Genomic DNA, 17,486 nt, shown 5'->3' with positions numbered 1-17,486 from the left:
TCCCACACGAGGGCGAACGGGCCACGGCGCTACCCCGGGTCGATGTCGTCGACGGGGTAGTCGGCCGCACGAACGGCGTCGATGATAGCCTGTGCGTGCTCGGCGCCGCTGGTCTCGACGTCGAAGACGAGGTACGCCTCGCCGATGTCGAGGTCGTGGACCGAGCGCTCGTGGCGCACGTCGTGGATGTTCGCGCCCTGGTCGGCGATGATGCCCGATATCTCCTCCATCACGCCGGGGTGGTCGTCGATGCGGACCCGCAGGCTCAGCAGTTGCTGGCGCCGCGTCATCGCGTGGATGAGCACCTCCCGGAGCTGTGTCATATCGAGGTTCCCGCCACAGAGCAGCGGCATCACCGTCTCGTCGGTGACGTCCAGGTCCGCAGAGAGGATAGCGGCCACCGAGGCCGCACCGGCCCCCTCGACGACCTGCTTGGCCCGCTCCATCAGCAGGAGGATGGCCCGCGCGATTTCCGTGTCCGTGACCGTGACCACCTCGTCGACGTTTTGCTCCATGATTCGCAGCGTCGTCTCGGAGATGCCGCCCGTCGCGATGCCGTCGGCGATGGTGTTGACCTCGTCTAAGGTCACCGGCATCCCCTTGTCGAGGCTCTCGTGGACCGTCTCGGCGCCGGTGGCCTGGACGCCGACGACGCGGGTCTCCGGCGAGAGGTGCTTGATGGCCGTCGAGACGCCGCTCATCAGCCCGCCGCCGCCGATGGGGACGACCACGGTGTCCACGTCCGGCAGGTCGTGGTACATCTCCGTGCCCAGCGTCCCCTGCCCGGCGATGATGTCGAGGTCGTCGTAGGCGTGGACGAACTCGGCGTCGGTGTCCTCGACGGCCTCCTTGGCCCGCCCCATCGTCTCCTGGAAGTCCTTCCCGACGAGTTCGACCGTCGCGCCGTAGCCGCGGGTGGCGTCGACTTTCGCCTGCGGGGCGTCTTTCGGCATGAAGATGGTCGAGTCGGCCCCACAGGTCGTCGCCGCGAGCGCGACGCCCTGGGCGTGGTTGCCGGCGCTGGCGGCGACGAAGTTCTCGACGCCCCGGTCGACGTCCTGTCGTATCTTGTTGTAGGCCCCTCTGGTCTTGAACGACCCCGTCCACTGGAGGTGTTCCATCTTCAGGTACACCTCGCCGCCGACGAACTCGTCGAGCGACGAACTCCGCTCGATGGGGGTCTGCTTGACGACGCTGTCGTCGTCCAGTCGTTCGCGGGCGCGTTCGATGTCGGCGTACGTGACGGGTAGTTCCTGGGATTCGCTCGTAGTCATGTGTCTGTGTCGCGGTTCAACCGCGTTCGATAGGCTGGCTGTGCCGACGGCTCATCGGAGTATCTTGTCCCGACCGGGGTCGAACAGCGGCTCGTCCCGGATGGTCGCGTCGTACGTCTCGCCCTCACACTGGACTTGCACCGACGTGCCCGCCTCGGCGTACTCGTCCGGGACGTACGTGTAGGCGATGGACTCGCCGATGGAGTAGCCGAAGTCGCCGGCCTGGACGTAACCGATGGCCTCCCCATCTTTGAGGACGGGACGGCCCGAGAGCATGATATCTGTCGAGTCGTCCAGGGTCAGCGGCGTGATGCGGTTGTCGATGCCAGCATCCTTGGCCGCTTGGAGCGCCTCCTTCCCGATGAAATCGGTGTCCATGTCGACGGCGAAGGGCAGCCCGGCCTCCAGCGGGTTCGAGTCCGTGTCGATGTCGGTCCCCCAGAGCCGGTACCCCTTCTCTAGGCGCATCGAACTCAGCGCGCCGCCGCCCATCGGCCGCACGTCTAAGTCTTGGCCCTCCTCCCAGAGGGTCTCCCAGAGCTTCTGGCCGTACTCGGTGGGGGCCCACAGCTCCCAGCCGAGTTCGCCGACGTAGGACACGCGCAGGGCGATGACCGGCACTTCGCCGACGTAGATTTGCTTGGCCCGGAAGTACGGGAAGCCGCTGTTGGAGACGTCGGCGTCGGTACAGCGCTGGAGCAAGAGTCGCGACTTGGGCCCCCAGAGCCCGATTGTCGTCTTGCCGCCCTCCTCGACGGTCACCGAGACCGTCTCGGGAGCGTGTTCTTTGAGCCAGTTGCCGTGAATCTGCGGGGAGTTGCCCCCGCCGGTGGTGACCATGTACTCGTCGTCGTCCAGTCGGACGACCGTAATATCCGCGAGAATGCCGCCGCCCTCGTTCAGCAGCAGCGAGTACCGCACCTGGCCCACGTCTATCTCCACGTCGTTGCTACAGACCCGCTGGAGGAACGCCTCGGCGTCGCTGCCCTCCACCATGATGGAGCTGAACGTGGTCATGTCGAACATCGACACGTTCTCGCGGGTGTGCAGATGTTCGGCCGCCTCGATGGGCGAGCGGTTGATGCCCTGCCAGCCGTCCTGTTCGGGTATCCGGTCCGCGTAGCGCTCGACGAGGTCGGCGTTTTCCTCGTAGTACTGCGGGGACTCCCAGCCGCCGCTCTGGTAGAACTCGGCGCCCAGTTCCTGCTGCTGGTGGTAGAACGGACTCGTCCGGAGGGTGCGGTGGTCGTCGGGCTGCCAGCGCGGTTCGACGATGCTATAGACCTGCTCGTAGCGTTTCGCGCCGCGGTCGACGAAGAAGTCCTTCTCGCCGGCGTGGGGCTCGAACCGCTGGACGTGGATGCCGCCGGTGTCGACCGGTCCCGAGGGCAGGCGCGGGACGCCGTTCTCCATCCACTCGGCGAGGATGCGGCCGTAGCCGCCGGAGTGAGTCCACCAGATGGCGAGGCCGCTCCAGAGGCCGTCGACGGCCGCCGTCGGCCCGACGGCGGGCATCCCGTCGGGCGTGAACACGAAGATGCCGTTCTCGGTGACGGCGTACTCCTGGTCCTCGGTGGCCGGCAGCAGTTCGTCGAAGGCCTGCTTGGCCGACTTCTCGCGGTTGCGATGGGTGGGCTTCGTCCAGTGTTCCTCGGTGAACCCTCGCACGGAGGCCTGGCGCTCCTCGCTGTTTTCCCCCATGTCGTCGGGGTCGACCGACAGCGTCTCGTGGTTGTACGACCCCATCCCCAGCGCGTCGCCGTGGTTCCGGAAGTACAGCGAGTTGTCCTGGTCGCGCCCGACCGGCCTGGTCGGCCCCTCGCTCATGTACTCCGCGATGTCGCGGTCGCCGGGCACGTCCAGCCCGGTGGTGTTGTCGCCGACGGCCGTCTCCTCGTCGGACAGCTCTTCCATCGGCTCGGTGACGACGTACTGGTGCTCGACGGGCGCGATTGGGAGGTCGAGGCCGGCCAGTTGACCGGTCTGGTACCCCCAGTTGTTCGTCGCCATCACGCAGCGGTCACAGTCGATGCGCCCGCGGTCGGTGACGACGGCGTTGACCTCGCCGCCCTCGACGTCCAGGTCGGTCACCTGCGTGTCGCCGTAGAAGTCGGCCGACGACTCCTGCATGTACCACTGCAGGGCGGCGATGCCGTCGACGCGGCCGTCGGTCGGCGAGTAGTAGCCGCCCAGAATCTCGTCTTCGTTCACCATCGGCAGGTGTTCGGTCACCTCCTCGGGCGAGAGCAGTTCCGGTTCGGGCAGCCCGTAGGACGTGGCCCACTCGACCCGCCGGCGCAGGAAGTCCATGCGCTCCTCGCTGCGAGCGAGTTCGATGCCGCCCACCTCGTCGTAGACCCCCGCGTCGGAGAGGAGGCGGCTGGTGTAGTGGGCGGCCTTGGTCTGTATCTTCGATGGCGACGTCTGGAACATGATGCCCGGCGCGTGGACCGACGACCCCCCGGTGACGGGCAGCGGGCCCTGGTCGATAACGGTCACGTCCTCGGCGCCCAGTTCCGTCAAGTGGTAGGCGACGCTGCACCCGACGGCCCCGGCACCGATGACGACCGTCTCCGTCCGTTCTGGTGGGTCACTCGTACTCATATCTCACACTTCGGAGTGCTTCTGTCTCTCTCATAAAAACTCCGGTGGGGGAACCGACCGCAGCCGAGAGCGGGCCGGAGACGGCCGCTCCGGCCACTTCAGCTGGCGGGCCGGTCGCGCCCGACCGACGTCGACCAGCGAAGTCGCGAACCACAGACTGACAGGAAACCTACACGAACTGCCGGCTCAGAGGAGCGGTTCCTCGCGCACGGTCGCGGCGTAGCGGTCGCCCTCGAAGAGGACCTCCACGTCGGTGCCGGGCTCGGCGTACGCCGAGGGCAGGTAGGTGTAGGCGACACAGGCGCCCACGGAGTACCCGTACTCCGCGCTGTGGACGTAGCCCAGCGTCTCGTCCTCGCCCGGGGCGAAGACGGGCCGGTCGTCGAGGATGGTCGCCTCGGGGTCGTCCAGGGTGAGGCAGGCGACCTGCTGGTCGGTGAAGACGCTGTCGGTTTGCGCGCCGCCGTCGGCTGCCGCGGCCGGTTCCTCCCGGGCCGATTCGAGGGCCTCCTTCCCGATGAAGTCGGTGTCCATGTCGACCGCCCAGCCGAGGCCGGCCTCGAACGGCGTGTGCTCGGTGTGGAGGTCCTCGCCCCACAGCCGGAACCCCTTCTCGATTCGCAGCGAGTCCAGCGCGCCGTTGCCGTAGGGCCGGATGTCGTACTCGTCGCCCGCTTCCATGATGTGTTCCCAGAGCCGTTCGCCGTACTCGGAGGGCGTGTACAGCTCCCAGCCCAGTTCGCCGGCGTAGGACACCCGCAGCGCCGTGACGGGGACGTTCTTCACGAAGAACTGCTGGCTCGTGAAGAATGGGAAGGCGTCGTCAGAGAGGTCCACGTCGGTCACCTTCGAGAGGACCTTGCGCGCGTCGGGCCCGGTACAGACCATCGCCGCGAGGCTGGAGGTCACGTCGTTGACCACGACGCCGTCGGGCGACTGGTGGCGGACCCACGCGACGTGGTTGTTCCCCACCTCGCGCCCGGTCGTCAACAGGAGATAGCGGTCCTCGTCGGTCCGCGTGACGGTGATGTCCGCGCGAACGCCGCCGCCCTCGTTGCACATCAGCGTGTAGCGCACGTCGCCCACGTCCAGGTCCATGTCGTTCGTACAGAGCCGCTGGACGAACGCGCCGGCGTCCTCGCCGACGACCTCCATCTTGTTGAACGAGGTCATGTCGTGGAGCCCGACCTTGTTCCGGACGTGCAGCGCCTCCGCGCCCTCCAGGGGCGACCAGTAGACGCCCTCCCAGCCGTCGCGGTCGGGAATCTGGTCGCCGTACTCTTCGAGCAGGTCGGCGTTGGACTCGAACCACTGGGGCTCCTCCCAGCCGGCCTCGGCCCACAGCTCGGCGTCGTACTCCTTGTGGGTGTGGTACATCGGCGTCCGCCGGATGTCCCGCTGCTTGTCCTCCCAGACCCACTTGGGGTGCATGATGTTGTAGACGATGCGGTACTCCTCGCCGCCGATGTCGCGGGCGAAGTCCCACGAGCCCTCGTGTTCGTCGAACCGGTTGACGTTACACTGGGAGACGTCGATGGGACCGTCGTCCAGCCGCGGGATGCCGTTCTCCATCCACTCGGCCATCGCCTTCATCGCGCCGCCGGCGTGGGTCACCCAGATGGCCGCCGCCGTCCAGAGCCCCTCACAGTCGCGGACGGGACCCATCACGGGCAGGCCGTTGGGCGACTCGGCGAACATGCCGTTGTACTTGTGTTCGAGTTCGGCGCCGTCGGTGGCGGGGATGAGCTCGTCGCTGGCCTGTCGCGGGGCCTTGTGCGGGCGGTCCGGGTGGGTCGCCGTGTCCATGTGGACGTCGGTGAACTCGTGGACCGACCCCTGCTCGCCGTCCGGGTCGTTGCCCCCGAGTTCCTGCGGGTCGGGGACGATGGGCTCGTGGTTGTACGAGCCGATGCCGTATGCGTCCCCGTGGGTCCGGTAGTACATCGCGTTGTCCTGGTCCCGGAGGATGGGGCGGTCGGGCCCGACGAGCAGCCGCTTTGCCTTCTCCCCGGAGACGTTCTCGTAGTTCTCGAACAGCGGGTGGTCGGTGATGTCGACGGCGCTGTCGTCCAGCTCGGAGAGCGACTCGGTCATCGTGTACTGGTGTTCCACCGGCGTCACCGGGAGGTGGACGTCCAGTTTCTCGCCGAGCTGGCGGGCCCAGATGTTCGTCGCGACGACGACCTCGTTACAGTCGATGGTGCCGTTCTCGGTGACGACGGCCTGGACCGAGTCGCCCTCGACTTCCACGTCCTCGGTGCGCGTGTGGGGCACGAACTGCGCGCCCCGGTCCATCGCTTCGCGGGCCAGCGCGTCGCAGGCGACGACGCCGGAGACCTGCCCGTCGGTCGGCGAGTAGTAGCCGCCCAGAATCCGGCTCTCGTCGACGAGCGGGAGGTGGTCGGTCACCTCCTCGGGCGAGAGCAGTTGCGGGTCCTCGATACCCCACGCCTTCGCGGCCTCGACGCGGCGCTGCAGGAACGCCATGCGCTCCTCGCTGCGAGCCACCTCGATACCCCCGGTCTCGTTGTACGCCTGCTGGCCGTCGGCTCCCTCCAGCTGGGAGTAGAGCTTCCGGCTGTAGTCCGCGAACTGGCTGAGCTCCTTCGGTTCGGCCGTCTGGAACATGATACCCGGCGCGTGGGTCGAGGACCCACCCGTCGTCGGCATCGGGCCCTGGTCGACGACCACCACGTCCTCGCGGCCCAGCTGCGTGAGCTGGTACGCGAGGTTGCAGCCGACGATGCCAGCGCCGACGATGACCGTATCGGCCTCCGTCGGCACGCTATCGGTTGTCTCCATAAGTCTACGTTGAACTGCCTGTGGCGGTCAGATATAACTATCCCCTGTTCCGGCACCGGCCCACAACAAGTTGGTGTGCTGTCAGGAAGTGGAATGGAATAACACTGCTAGTACTGTGAAAGTTGGGCGGGCCCGCCCGTGCTCGCCCGCCGCGAGGGACTTCCGTCCGGCCGAGGAATCGTTCGTCCGGATTTAAGTCTCCCACGAGCAACCATCGGGGATGTGGACGAACAGGAACAACGCATCGGTGACGTCATCGAGGGGATCGCTGTCGGGCGCTTTCACTGGCTGCTGGTCGCGACCGTGGGCGGCACCTGGGCCGCGATGTCCATCTCCATCCTCGCTATCTCCTTTACCCTCCCGACGTTCATCGATATCTGGAATCTGTCCGGGCTCACCGCCGGCGTGCTCGGGAGCGCGAGCCTGCTCGGGATGCTGGTGGGGAACACCGTCGGCGGGTGGTACGCCGACCGCGTCGGGCGCAAGCGGACACTGGTTATCGCCATCGTGACGTTCTCCGTGTTCACCGCACTGACCGGGTTCGCGGTCGGCCTCTACTCGGCCATCGGACTGCGGTTCCTGACCGGAATCGGCCTGGGCGGAGCGCTGGTCTCGGGCACGTCGTACCTCGCCGAGCACCTCCCGTCGCACGTCCGCGGCCGGTACATCACGTATCTGGAGGCGTCGTACTCCGTCGGCGCCATCGCGGTGGTGGCGCTCGCGTGGGCGGTGCTGTCGGTACTCGGTGGTCCCGACGGGACGGTCGGTGGCGTGGCCGCGTGGCGAGTGTTCTTCGGCGCCGGAATCGTGCCGCTCGGACTCGCGGTCGTCGCGGTCCGGGTGCTCCCGCCGTCGCCGTACTTCCTCGCCCGACAGGGTCGGACGGCGGCCGCGACGGCGGCGCTCGAAGCTATCGCCGTTCGAAACCGTGTCGAGCCGCCGTCGGTCTCCGGCCCGTGGCGCGTGGTCGAGCCCGACGAGATGGGCTACAGGCGGCTGTTGACCCCGGAGTTGCGCGGGACGACGGTCCTGCTCGCGAGCCTGTGGGTCGTCGTCAACGTCGCGTTCTACGGCATCTTCACCTGGCTCCCCGATACCGTGGCGGCCGCGGGGTACACCGACGACCTGTATCGCTTCCTGTTCGTGGTCACACTCTTCCAGTTGCTCGGCCAGCTCGGGGCGGCCTACCTCATCGAACTGGTCGGACGCAAGTGGACCCTCGGCGGGTTCACTATCCTCGGTGGCGCCGGCACCCTCCTGTTCGCGGCGGCGATTCCCGGCGCCGGAGTCGACATCGGCGCGGCCCGGACGACGGTGTTCCTGCTCGGGCTGTTCGTGATGGGGTTTGCGGTGCTGGGCGCCTGGGCGGTGCTGTACGCCTACACGTCGGAGGTGTTCCCCACGGAGGTCCGGTCGACGGGACTGGGGCTCACCGGCTCGGTCGGGAAAGTCGCGGCGGTCGCCGGCCCGGTGCTGTTCGGGGCGCTCTCGCAGTTTGGCTATCTCGTCACACTCGCGCCCGTCGCGGTGTCGCTGTTCCTCGCCGGGCTCGCGCTGTTGCTCCGGGGAGCCGAAACGAAAGGCGAGACGCTCCTGTGAGTCACTCGGCGGTCGGCCGTGGGTCGCGCTCGGCGACGGCGTCGAGCAGCGCCACCAGCGCGTCGGCCGCCTCGTCGAGCAGTTCTTCGCCGAGCGCGGCGCTGCCCTCGCGCGGGTCGCCGACGACACCGTTCTCGGTGAACTCGTGGGAGTCGACGGCGAGGTTCACCCGCCCCTGCCAGTCGCCCCAGCGGTCGCTGGCGCCCGCTGCGGCCTCGTCGAGCCTGTCCTCGCGGACCGTCTCGGGGTTGGCGTGTTCGAGCAGCGACGTCTCCAGCGGGCCGCCGTGGCCCATGTTCACCTCGGCGTCGACCTCGTCGAACCACGTGAAGGGGGCGGCGTAGGCGTCGTCGTGGCGGACGATACGAGCGGCGACCTCCCCGAGGGCGGCGACGTTGCCGCCGTGGCCGTTGACCAGCACCACCCGGTCCCAGCCGTGGGCGGCGAGGCTGTTGACGACGTCCCTGACGTAGGCCCGGAACGTCGACTCGTCGGTCCAGAGGGTCCCGGTGAACCGCCGGTGTTCCTCGGCGACCGCGACCGGTATCGCGGGGGCCACCACGACCGGGTCCGCGTGGCGCTCGGCGGCCGCCTCGGCGACGGCCTCGGCGTTGAGCGTGTCCGTCCCCAGCGGCGCGTGGGGGCCGTGTTGCTCCGTACTCCCCACGGGGAGCACGGCGAGGTCCGTCTCCACCTCGGCCAGTTCCGTCCAGGTCGACGATGTCAGTTCCATACCCGCCAGGTCGGCCCCGGCCCGGATAAATCCCGCCCGCGCCTTTTTCCCGTCCCGGGCCGGGAACCGTGTATGGAATACGAGCCGGTCACGCACACGGCGACTGACCGACCCCTCGCCAGTCTGCCGTCGGGCTCCGAAGTCACCGTCACGGTCCACCGGTACGCAGGCGGGCCCGGCCCGACGGTGTACGTCCAGGCGGCCCAGCACGGCATCGAACTGAACGGCCCCGCGGCGCTCCGGCGCCTCCACGGTCGGCTGGTCGACGCGGCGGTCGCGGGGACCGTCGTGGTCGTCCCGGTGGTGAACCCTATGGCCTTCGACCACCGCTCGTACATGACGCCGCCGGAGTACGACGTCATGAACCCGAACCTGAACCGGGTCTGGCCCGGCGACGACGAGGGGAGCTTACAGGAGCGACTGGCGGCGCGGCTCTGGGACCTCGTGGTCGAGGCCGACGCTGTCGTCGACCTCCACACCGGCACGGCGGACATGCTCGAACACGTCCGGTTCGGTACCGAGCGGCCGGCGGCCCGGCGGCTGGGCGAGGCCTTCGGCACCGAGTACCTCCTGACCGACGACGCCGACGCGGACGGACGGCGCGGGACCTTCCGTGCCGCGGCGGCCCGGGAGAGTATCCCGGCCATCACGGCGGAGCTAGCGAACAGCCGGCAGGTCGCCCCGGCGGCCGTCGAGACCGGCGTCGAGGGAGTCCTGGACGTCCTCCGCGAGGTCGACGCCCTCGAGGCCCGCCCGACGCCCTCGCCGGACCAGACGCTGCTTCGGGACGACCCGGACTCGACCACGGCGGGGGCGTCCGGCCTGTTCGAGCCCCGGCCCGGTATCGGGGTCGGCGACTACATCGAGGCCGGAGAAGAACTGGGCGCGGTGTACTCTCCGTCCTCGTTCGAGCGCCGCGAGACCGTCACCGCGGTCAGCGCCGGCGTCGCGTACTCGCTGACCCGCGAGTCCGTCGTGGTCGCCGGCGAGCGCCTCGCCAGCGTCGCCCGCCCCGTCTGAACCTCGTCGTTCGCGCTGACCGTCACCCTTTAATGGGTTGCGTATTCCTCACACACCGCTATGCGCGATAGTGTATCATAGATAATCATTACCATGGGACTGCAAGACTCGTTCGATGTCCTGGGGGACATCGTCGAACAGTTCGACGCCCGGGACCGGTCCGTCCGGGACGTCGAGGTCACGACCGACCAGGACCGCGCCGGCGGTCTCGGCGTCACGATGACGGTGCCGGTCTCGCTCTGTGCGGCGTCGAGCGACGGGGCCGGCGCGTCGCTCACACCGGAGCGGGCCGCTATCTCCGAGAACGGCGGGCTCACGGTCACCGTGTCGGCCGCGGACCTGCTGCCCGACCTGGCGGCGACCGAGACGGTCGTCGGCGTCGACGAGGAGGCGGTCCACGTCGAGGACGGGGACCTCGTCATGACAGTCTCCTTTCGTGTCGTGCCGACGGCCTCGGCCGAGACTGCGGCCTCGGACGGCGACCGGCCGCGTGACTCGGGCGCCGAGACGGCCGCTGTGTCGACCGAGGGGGACGACTCGCTGGCCGCCCGCCTCGCCGCGGCCCGGTCGGACGACGTGCCGCCCTACGAGGACACGGCGTACCTCCAGCGTCTCTACGACTCCTGCGGGACGTTCACCGAGATGAGCGAGCACATCGAGATGGACGTCGCGGCGGAGACGGTCCGGCGCTACATGATAGAGGCCGACATCCACGATCCGACGTCGTACGACACCCGCGAGTCCGACGACGACACCGACGGGCCCGCGTCGATGACCGACGGCGCGGCGACCGCCGCCGAGGACGGTGCCCCGGACTCGGCGCCGGCGGAGGCCGACCGGGAGCCGTCGCCGGCCGCGCCCGAACCGGTCCCGGACGAGCAGTTCGTCACGGACGGTATCGGCCTGCCCGACGGCGTCCACGTCGAGGACATCGTCGACGCCGTCGTCGACGCCACGGCCGTCTACGAGGTCGAACGCGCCCTCGACCTCGGCCGCGAGCAGACCCGCGACCTGCTCAGACAGCTCAACCTCCTCGACTTCGTCCTGCACCGCATCGACGGTCCACAGCGGGACGCCTCGAAGAACGACGTCGTCCAGCGCATCCGGCAGTGTGCCACCGGCGACGCGTGATACCGTCGGCCGGCCGCGACTGGAGACCCACCGCGACGGCGCCAGTCGCCCCGGCACAGCCGGGTGCCTGACACACCCACACAAAAACGGGTGAGCAGTCCCACCCACAAACAAAAGTGACTCCGCCGCCACGTTCCGTACATAAATGGCTCTGAAATCACGCCTCTCCGGGGAGACGGAGGGCGTCGAAACGCTCCTCAGGAACGCGCGGTTCGAACTGATGCCGTTCGACAGCTTCGACGAGGAAATCGAACACCTCCCGGCGGGGGCGACCATCGCGATAACGACCTCCCCCCAGCTGGGCATCGACAGGACAGTCGAGAAGACCGAACTGGCCACCGGCGAGGGATTCGAGGTCGTCCCCCACGTCGCCGCCCGGTACGTCGAGGACCGCGAGCACCTGGATGAAATCGCTCGTCGGCTCACCGAGGCCGGCGTCACCGACATCTTCGTGCCGGGCGGTGACCGCGAGGAACCGGCCGGCGAGTTCGAGTCGGCCTACGACCTCCTCACGGCGCTCGAGGAGATGGAATACGAGTTCGCGGAGGTCGGCATCACCGGCTACCCCGAGGGCCACGAGTTCCTCGACGAGGAGACGCTCGCGGCGGCGATGGACAAGAAAGCGCCCTACGCGACCTACATCGTCACGCAGCTGTGTTACGACCCCGACGCCGTCCTCGAGTGGATAGAGGACATCCGGGCCCGCGGCGTCGACCTCCCGGTCGAAATCGGCATCCCCGGCGTGATGAAGTACCAGCGCCTGATGCAGATATCAAAGAAGGTCGGCGTCGGCGACTCCGTGAAGTTCCTGAAGAAGACGACCGGCATCCTCGGGTTCGTCAAGCAGCTCGTCGGCTCCCGTGGCACGTACGAGCCCGACGACCTCGTCGACGGGCTCGGCCCCCACGTCGACGACGACGACTACGGCATCCGCGGCATCCACATCTACACGTTCAACCAGACGCCCGACACCGAGAGCTGGCGGCGCGGCCGTCTGCCGTCCTGAGACGGTCGCTCCGGACGTCCACACGGCGATAGCGTTCGGCGAGCGTACCGAGGACGGGGCGCGAACTGGTCGTCGGTTCTCGCCGATACGTCCCGTGGCGACTCTGCCGACGTGTGCGGATTTCCAGTAGCGTACGAGAAGCTGTGACGTTCACACTACAATCTCGAACCGCGCCCCGCCATCGGACGAGTCGGTCACACTGACAGCCCATTCGTGCAACTCGACGATTCCGCCGACGATTGAGAGCCCGTAGCCGGAGCCGGTGTCTGCGGTCGTGTATCCCGACTCGAATACCCGCTCTCGGTCCTCGACCGGGATTCCCACGCCGTCGTCCTCGATATAGAAGCCACGACCGTCGACTGGTCCGACGCGGATGGTGCTCGCCTCGCCGTGGTCGATTGCGTTCCAGAACAGGTTCTCGAACAGTCGCTGCAGTTGGCCGGTGTCGGCCTCGACAGTCATGTCGCCGTCTAGAATCAGCTCCACGTCGTCCGACGTCACCGTCTTCCAGGCGTTCTGAGCGGCCGAGCTGACCGACACTGACTCGACGTTCAACTCCCCACCCCGAGACAGCCGGAGAAGTTCGTCGATGAGGTTCCGCATCCGATTGTGCGCCTGTGCGACTTCCTCCAGATGCTCGAAATCTCCAGTCTCCTGCGCCAGACGGAGGTTCCCCTCGGCGATAGTCAACGGGTTCCGTAGGTCGTGAGAAACCGTATGAGCGAACGACTGGAGGATTTTGTTCCGCCGTTCGAGCTCCGTCTGGTTGTCTTTCTCTTCGGTGATGTCTCGCGAATGGACGAACAGCCCCGGTTCGACGGGGTACACCCGGACTTCGGCCCAGTAGTCGTGTGGCTCGTACTTGATATCGAACTCGACAGGAGTTCGCTCGTTCATCGCCCGTGTGAAGTGTCCGTACACCGCGGTGTCTCTGGCCTCGGGGAACACGTCCCAGAAGTGTCGGCCCAGCACGTCGGCGCGAGCGAGGCCGACACGCTCGCTGATTCGGTTGTTCCAGTACCGGATGGCAAACTCCTCGTCGAGAATGTAGAACCCGTCGGTCTGTTCGTACAGCGAGAGCAACCGCTCGTGGGTGACCTGTGCGAGCCGTTCCGATTCCAGCCGCTCCATCGCGGACGTGATGCGGTTTACCAGCTGTTCGTAGACCTCGTTGCCGCCCTTCTGAACATACGACGTGACACCGGCGTCGACCGCCTCGGAGGCCACGTCCTCGCTACCCTTCCCAGTGAACAGGAAAAACGGGAGGTTCGGGTAGTGGTCTCGGACGGACCGAAGCACTTCAATCCCGTCCATCTCCGGCATCTGGTAGTCACAGACGATGCAGTCGACACGGTCTCTCTCTACGCGCTCCAGGACAGTGGTCGGGTCTGTGGTCGTCGTCACTGAGATTTCCTCGGCCAGCTTCTCTAAATACGTCGACAGGAGGTCACATTGGGCTTCACGGTCGTCAACATGGAGCACCGAAATATCTTGTTTCTGCTGCGTATCGGCTTCCATATGGAAGGTAGTCATTATCATAGCGAATCAAACGCGCAAAAGTAAAACTGTCCGTTCAATATCTATATTCGATAATAGACCGGGGCTGTTCTTTGAGCCGTCTCCGGGACGTGGTAGACTGACCGAGCAGAAGTTCCGCCAAAAGGAAAGGCAGACACGACGGTCGCTGACCGACCCGTCTGGAAAGTGCCCCGTGATACTCGACGTATATCGTCAGCGACGGGGACTGTGGCCTGAGAGCACTGCAGTCCTGTACACGCACAGCCGACTGCGTACCGTCCGGTCGCGACGCTCGGACCGACACAAAATGTCGGTTTCTCTATGACTCATGTCGGCGGCTAAATTATTCCGTCCCCGCTCTGTCTAGCCGGTATGACGTACGACCGCGTCCGTGAGGTCGACCAGGCGATAGCCGACGCACTCGTTGGCGAACGAGCCCGCCAGAACGACACGCTGGCGATGATAGCGAGCGAGAACCACGTCTCGGAGGCCGTCATGGAGGCCCAGTCCTCCGAGTTGACGAACAAGTACGCCGAGGGCTACCCCGGCGAGCGCTACTACGGCGGCTGTGAGTTCGCCGACGAGGTCGAGCAACTCGCCATCGACCGCGCCAGGGAGCTGTGGGGCGCCGACCACGTCAACGTCCAGCCCCACTCGGGCTCGCAGGCCAACATGGGCGTCTATCTCGGTGTTCTGGAGCCCGGCGACAAGATTCTCTCCTTGGACCTGACCCACGGCGGCCACCTCTCGCATGGCCACCCGGCGAACTTCGCCGGCCAGGTCTACGAGGTCGAGCAGTACGAGGTCGACGCCGAAACGGGCTACGTCGACTACGAGGGCCTGGCCGAGCAGGCTGAAGCGTACGACCCGGACATCATCGTCTCGGGCTACTCCGCCTACCCTCGCGAGGTGGACTTCGAGCGCATCCAGGAGACCGCAGACGCCGTCGGCGCCTACCACCTCGCCGACATCGCACACATCACCGGCCTCGTCGCCGCGGGCGTCCACGAGTCGCCCGTCGGCGTCGCCGACTTCGTCACCGGGTCGACCCACAAGACCATCCGCGCGGGTCGCGGTGGCATCATCATGTGCGACGAGGAGTACGCCGACGACATCGACAACGCAGTCTTCCCCGGCTCGCAGGGCGGGCCCCTCATGCACAACGTCGCCGGCAAGGCCGTCGGCTTCGGCGAGGCCCTCGAACCCGAGTTCGAAGAGTACGCCGCCCAGACCGTCGCCAACGCCAAGGCGCTGGGCGAGCGACTCAAAGAGCACGGCCTGGACCTCGTCTCGGACGGGACGGACAACCACCTCGTCCTCGTCGACCTCCGACCGTCCCACCCCGATACGACCGGCAAGGCCGTCGAGGAGGGACTGGAAGCGGCGGGCGTCGTGCTGAACGCCAACACGGTCCCCGGCGAGACCCGTTCGGCCTTCAACCCCTCGGGCATCCGCGCCGGCACGCCCGCGCTCACGACGCGTGGGTTCGACGAGGACGACTGCCGCGAGGTCGCGGACCTCATCTATCAGGTCGTCGAGGCGCCGGGCGACGACGACGTGGTCGCCGAGGTCAGCGAGCGCGTCGACGAACTCGCCGACGAGTACCCGCTGTACGAGTAACGGCCGCCGCCGGCGGTCGGCGTTCCCGGTTCTCCCTGACGTGTGTGCCCTCGCCGTCCGTGTACACAGCGACTGGTGAGGGCTGTGACTGTCGGTGTGCGAGCGACGCGGCGCCGGACGACCCGTCCGCGACGGGAAAATAAACGGCGAAAAGCTGGAACGAGTGACCGAGTGCGGTATCAGTCGTCGCTGCTGCTCTCGGCTTCCTGGCGGGCGTTGAGCTTCGCCTGCTCGCGGGCGCTCGGGTTGACCGACTCCTTGAAGGGGACCTTCGCGACCGTCGCGAACACCGGCTCACCCTCCTCTTCGGCGTACTCGTCGGGGAGGTGGACCTCGAACTCCACGTCGAGGTCTTCGTCGTAGATGTCGTCGTTCAGCGGCGTGTCGGTGACTTCCTCGAGTTTCTCGGCCGGGACGTGGCCCATGGCGATGTTGGTTTCGAGGTCCGGGTTCCACCACGGCGAGGTGATGTAGCCACACTCCTCACCCGTGTCGGGGTCGGAGATAATCCAGAAGTCCGGCGCGTAGTCCCGAATCGGCTCGCCGGCCATCTTCAGGCCGATGAGTTTGCGCTCGAACGGATAGTTGCCGTTCTCTATCTGCTCGGCCTGCTCTTCGAGTGCCTCTCTGCCGATGTAGTCGGCGTCCTTGTCGTCGGGCACCTGGTAGCCGAGGTTGACCTGGAACGGCGAGGTCTCGTGGTCCATGTCCTGGCCCCAGGACATGATGCCGGCGGCGATGCGGCGGTGGTGACCCGGCGCAATCTGTCGGCCGCCGTGGTCCTTGACGGACTCCATGACGGGGTCCCAGACGCGTTCGGCGTACTTGCTCGCCTCTTTCACGTAGACCTCGAAGCCCTCCTCGCCGGAGAAGCCGGTCTGGCTGATGAGCACGTCGACGCCGTCGATCTGGGCCTCCATCAGGCCGTAGTAGGGGATGTCTTTGACCTCGTCGCCGACGACGTCGACCATCACGTCCAGCGCCTTCGGGCCCTGAATCTGCATCGGCGCGACGTCGATTTCGTCGATTTCGACGTCGAACTCGTTGTCGACGTTGACGCCCTGGAGCCACTGCATCAGCGTCGAGTCGGAGATAGAGAACCAGAACTCGTCCTCCTCGGGGCGCAGTAGCACGGGGTCGTTGAGGATGCCGCCGTCCTCGTTACAGAGGATGACGTACTTCCCGTCCATCGCGTCCATGCCGGTCACGTCACGAGTGACGACGTAGTTGGTCAGCGCCTCCGCGTCGGGCCCCTTCACGCGAATCTGGCGCTCGACGGCGACGTCCCAGAGTGTGACGTCGTTGGTCAAGGCGTCGTACTCCTTCATCACGCCGCCGTCCTCCTCCTCGATGAGACCGCGGGGGTGATACAGTCGGTTGTAGACGGTGGCGCGCCACGCGCCCTCCTCGTTGAACGACTTGTGGAAGAACGGCGACTTTCGGACGCGGGTCGAGACCAGCATCTCGATGCCCGGGTCGCCGGTCTGACGGAGGTTCCGTGGGACCGTCCGGTCGGACTGGTCGATACTCGGATGGTTGGGGTGTTCCTGGTTCCCTGACATGCCTGTAAACCAAATCAACAGTCGTTAATAAAAGATAGCCGGGATAACGACGGCCCTTTTTTACGGGGCCCGAACGGCGATTTGCCGGCCTCGCTGCCACCGCAAACGGGCGTGTTCTCACTCCCGGTCACGGACGTAGGTGACGATATCGAACGCGTCGCGGCGGTCACGCTCGACCGCCCGCCAGCGGTCCCAGTCGACGGTCGGAAACGTGGTGTCGCCCTCGTAGGCGTCGTCCAGTTCCGTCAGGACCAACTCGTCGGCCTCGGGGAGGAACTGTCGGTAGACCGACCCGCCGCCGACGACGTAGGCGGTCCCCGCACCGTGGGCCCGAATCGCCGCCCGCGCGGCCGACAGGGAGGTGACGCCGGTCACGCTGTCGGGCAGGGTCCGTGGTCGACTGGTCAGCACCACGTTCTCCCGGTCCGGGAGCGGGCCGCCGACGTCCGCCGCGATGGCCTCGAAAGTGCGCCGTCCCATGACGACCGGGTGGCCGACGGTCGTCTCCCGGAAGTGCGCGAGGTCCTCGGGGAGACGCCACGGCATCTCCCCGTCGACACCGATGACACCGTTGGCCGCGACGGCGGCCACGAGCGAGAGTCGCATCCAGTCGTCCT

12 protein-coding genes are annotated in these 17,486 nt (G+C 67.1%); 5 read left to right on the top strand and 7 right to left on the bottom strand.

Going from position 1 to position 17,486, the window contains the following annotated elements; genetic code table 11:
* Nucleotides 1–29 precede the first annotated feature (29 nt).
* The 3 genes from ilvA to NDI86_RS01155 form a co-directional block, all read right to left on the bottom strand.
* Complete coding sequence (ilvA, locus tag NDI86_RS01165; RefSeq protein ID WP_310898556.1) at nt 30–1,274, bottom strand: threonine ammonia-lyase; 1,245 nt, start codon at nt 1,272–1,274, stop codon at nt 30–32.
* A 51-nt stretch (nt 1,275–1,325) separates the two neighbouring features.
* Entirely contained in the window at nt 1,326–3,878 is a 2,553-nt protein-coding gene (locus NDI86_RS01160; protein ID WP_310898555.1) for a GcvT family protein, read from the bottom strand.
* Between the two features lie 186 nt (nt 3,879–4,064).
* Complete coding sequence (locus NDI86_RS01155; RefSeq protein WP_310898554.1) at nt 4,065–6,680, bottom strand: GcvT family protein; 2,616 nt, start codon at nt 6,678–6,680, stop codon at nt 4,065–4,067.
* A gap of 222 nt (nt 6,681–6,902) precedes the next feature.
* On the opposite strand from NDI86_RS01155, the gene NDI86_RS01150 reads away from it, so the two are divergent.
* Nucleotides 6,903–8,279, top strand: coding sequence for an MFS transporter (locus NDI86_RS01150; protein WP_310898553.1), 1,377 nt, complete (start codon nt 6,903–6,905; stop codon nt 8,277–8,279).
* Nucleotide 8,280: 1 nt separating this feature from the next.
* Here the strand turns inward: NDI86_RS01150 and NDI86_RS01145 are convergent, their stop codons facing one another.
* A complete protein-coding gene (locus tag NDI86_RS01145; RefSeq protein WP_310898552.1) occupies nt 8,281–9,012 on the bottom strand; it encodes a creatininase family protein in 732 nt (243 codons plus the stop codon).
* 72 nt (nt 9,013–9,084) lie between these two features.
* Between NDI86_RS01145 and NDI86_RS01140 the strand changes: the two genes are divergently transcribed.
* The 3 genes from NDI86_RS01140 to NDI86_RS01130 all read left to right on the top strand — a co-directional run bounded on the left by NDI86_RS01140 (nt 9,085) and on the right by NDI86_RS01130 (nt 12,169).
* Complete coding sequence (locus NDI86_RS01140) at nt 9,085–10,032, top strand: succinylglutamate desuccinylase/aspartoacylase family protein (protein WP_310898551.1); 948 nt, start codon at nt 9,085–9,087, stop codon at nt 10,030–10,032.
* A 93-nt stretch (nt 10,033–10,125) separates the two neighbouring features.
* Nucleotides 10,126–11,163: a DUF8073 domain-containing protein gene (locus NDI86_RS01135; RefSeq protein WP_310898550.1), complete on the top strand. Its 1,038-nt coding sequence runs from the start codon at nt 10,126–10,128 to the stop codon at nt 11,161–11,163.
* A 145-nt stretch (nt 11,164–11,308) separates the two neighbouring features.
* Complete coding sequence (locus tag NDI86_RS01130) at nt 11,309–12,169, top strand: methylenetetrahydrofolate reductase (protein ID WP_310898549.1); 861 nt, start codon at nt 11,309–11,311, stop codon at nt 12,167–12,169.
* 150 nt (nt 12,170–12,319) lie between these two features.
* Here the strand turns inward: NDI86_RS01130 and NDI86_RS01125 are convergent, their stop codons facing one another.
* Entirely contained in the window at nt 12,320–13,702 is a 1,383-nt protein-coding gene (locus NDI86_RS01125; RefSeq protein ID WP_310898548.1) for a response regulator, read from the bottom strand.
* Nucleotides 13,703–14,059: 357 nt separating this feature from the next.
* Here NDI86_RS01125 and glyA point away from each other — a divergent pair, with 357 nt between their 5' ends.
* Complete coding sequence (gene glyA / locus NDI86_RS01120; RefSeq protein ID WP_310898547.1) at nt 14,060–15,307, top strand: serine hydroxymethyltransferase; 1,248 nt, start codon at nt 14,060–14,062, stop codon at nt 15,305–15,307.
* Nucleotides 15,308–15,486: 179 nt separating this feature from the next.
* Here glyA and NDI86_RS01115 read toward each other — a convergent pair whose 3' ends face one another.
* Complete coding sequence (locus NDI86_RS01115) at nt 15,487–16,869, bottom strand: aminomethyltransferase family protein (protein WP_310898546.1); 1,383 nt, start codon at nt 16,867–16,869, stop codon at nt 15,487–15,489.
* Nucleotides 16,870–16,986: 117 nt separating this feature from the next.
* A complete protein-coding gene (locus NDI86_RS01110) occupies nt 16,987–17,475 on the bottom strand; it encodes a dihydrofolate reductase (RefSeq protein ID WP_310898545.1) in 489 nt (162 codons plus the stop codon).
* Nucleotides 17,476–17,486: the final 11 nt, after the last annotated feature.

The sequence above is a fragment of the Haloarcula onubensis genome, assembly GCF_031624605.1.
Lineage (GTDB): Archaea > Halobacteriota > Halobacteria > Halobacteriales > Haloarculaceae > Haloarcula > Haloarcula onubensis.
The sequence above is the reverse complement of the archived record's forward strand: the minus strand, read 5'-3'. Positions and strand labels throughout refer to the sequence as shown.

Bases quoted from the DNA above. Each gene is read 5' to 3' on its own strand.
- ilvA (WP_310898556.1), bottom strand. From the start codon at position 1,274: ATGACTACGAGCGAATCCCAGGAACTACCCGTCACGTACGCCGACATC.
- NDI86_RS01160 (WP_310898555.1), bottom strand. From the start codon at position 3,878: ATGAGTACGAGTGACCCACCAGAACGGACGGAGACGGTCGTCATCGGT.
- NDI86_RS01155 (WP_310898554.1), bottom strand. From the start codon at position 6,680: ATGGAGACAACCGATAGCGTGCCGACGGAGGCCGATACGGTCATCGTC.
- NDI86_RS01145 (WP_310898552.1), bottom strand. From the start codon at position 9,012: ATGGAACTGACATCGTCGACCTGGACGGAACTGGCCGAGGTGGAGACG.
- NDI86_RS01140 (WP_310898551.1), top strand. From the start codon at position 9,085: ATGGAATACGAGCCGGTCACGCACACGGCGACTGACCGACCCCTCGCC.
- NDI86_RS01135 (WP_310898550.1), top strand. From the start codon at position 10,126: ATGGGACTGCAAGACTCGTTCGATGTCCTGGGGGACATCGTCGAACAG.
- NDI86_RS01130 (WP_310898549.1), top strand. From the start codon at position 11,309: ATGGCTCTGAAATCACGCCTCTCCGGGGAGACGGAGGGCGTCGAAACG.
- NDI86_RS01125 (WP_310898548.1), bottom strand. From the start codon at position 13,702: ATGACTACCTTCCATATGGAAGCCGATACGCAGCAGAAACAAGATATT.
- glyA (WP_310898547.1), top strand. From the start codon at position 14,060: ATGACGTACGACCGCGTCCGTGAGGTCGACCAGGCGATAGCCGACGCA.
- NDI86_RS01115 (WP_310898546.1), bottom strand. From the start codon at position 16,869: ATGTCAGGGAACCAGGAACACCCCAACCATCCGAGTATCGACCAGTCC.
- NDI86_RS01110 (WP_310898545.1), bottom strand. From the start codon at position 17,475: ATGCGACTCTCGCTCGTGGCCGCCGTCGCGGCCAACGGTGTCATCGGT.